This is a genomic window from Kitasatospora sp. NPDC091257 (assembly GCF_044757675.1).
Taxonomy (GTDB): domain Bacteria; phylum Actinomycetota; class Actinomycetes; order Streptomycetales; family Streptomycetaceae; genus Kitasatospora; species Kitasatospora lactacystinica.
The window spans coordinates 1-1,066 of the sequence record NZ_JBIVVI010001883.1 but is presented as its reverse complement, the minus strand read 5'-3'; the positions used below and the strand labels follow the sequence as shown (position 1 = coordinate 1,066).

The window sequence follows — 1,066 nt, the reverse complement described above, 5'->3', positions numbered from 1 at the left end:
GGGCACCGCCCTGAAGGCCGTCAAGGAACAGCTGCGGGCCGTGCCGGACCGCGGCCTCGGGTACGGCGCGCTGCGCCACCTGGACCGGGACGAGGCGCTCGCCGACACCCCCGCCCCCGGCGTGAGCTTCAACTACCTGGGCCGCTTCGACTGGTCCACCGACGGCGCCGCCCTCGTCCGCGCCGTCCCCGGCGGCCTCGGCGGCGCGGAGGCGCCCGGCACCGAGCGCCCCCACCTGCTGGACGTGGTCGCCCGGGTCGAGGACGGCGAGCTGGAGATCGGCTGGTACTACAGCGCCGGCCGGCACCGCGCCGACACCGTCACCGCACTGGCCGAGGCCATGCTCGACGCACTGGAGCGGATCGTCGCCCACTGCGCCGAACCCGGCGCCGGCGGCCGCACCCCCTCCGACTTCCCGCTCGCCCGCCTCGACCAGGCGGCGGTGGACCGCATCGCCGGGGACGGCCGCACCGTCGCCGACGTCCACCCGCTGACACCGATGCAGGCCGGGATGCTCTTCCACAGCCTGCTCGACCCGGACGGCGACACCTACGTCAACCAGGTCCAGCTGGTGCTGACCGGGGTCACCGACCCGCACGCGCTGGCCGAGGCCTGGCAGCGGACCGCCGACGCCAACGCCGTCCTGCGCACCCGGCTCAGCTGGCAGGACGGCGCCGAACCGCTCCAGGTCGTCCAGCACCGGGCCGCCGTCCCGGTGACCCACCACGACTGGACCGGCCGCCCCGCCGAACAGGTCGAGCGGGACACCGCCCGGCTGCTCGCCGAGGACCGGGCGGCCGGGATCGACCTGGGCGGCGCGCCGCTGCTGCGGCTGGCCCTGATCCGGCTGACCCCGAGCCGGGTGCGGGTGGTGTGGACCTTCCACCACGTGCTGCTCGACGGCTGGAGCGCCGCCCAGGTCTTCGACGAGGTCTGCGAGCGCTACGCCGCCCTGACCGCCGGACGCCGGCCCGCCCCGGTCGAGCGCGCGCCCTACGCCGACTACCTGCGCTGGCTGGCCGGCCAGGACCGGGCGGCGGTCGAGCGGTACTGGCGCGACACCCTG

The 1,066-nt window shown here is 76.6% G+C and carries 1 protein-coding gene; it reads left to right on the top strand.

Going from position 1 to position 1,066, the window contains the following annotated elements:
• On the top strand, window positions 1-1,066 hold a 1,066-nt coding region (locus tag ACIQOV_RS42660), incomplete at both ends, for a condensation domain-containing protein (RefSeq protein ID WP_401056672.1).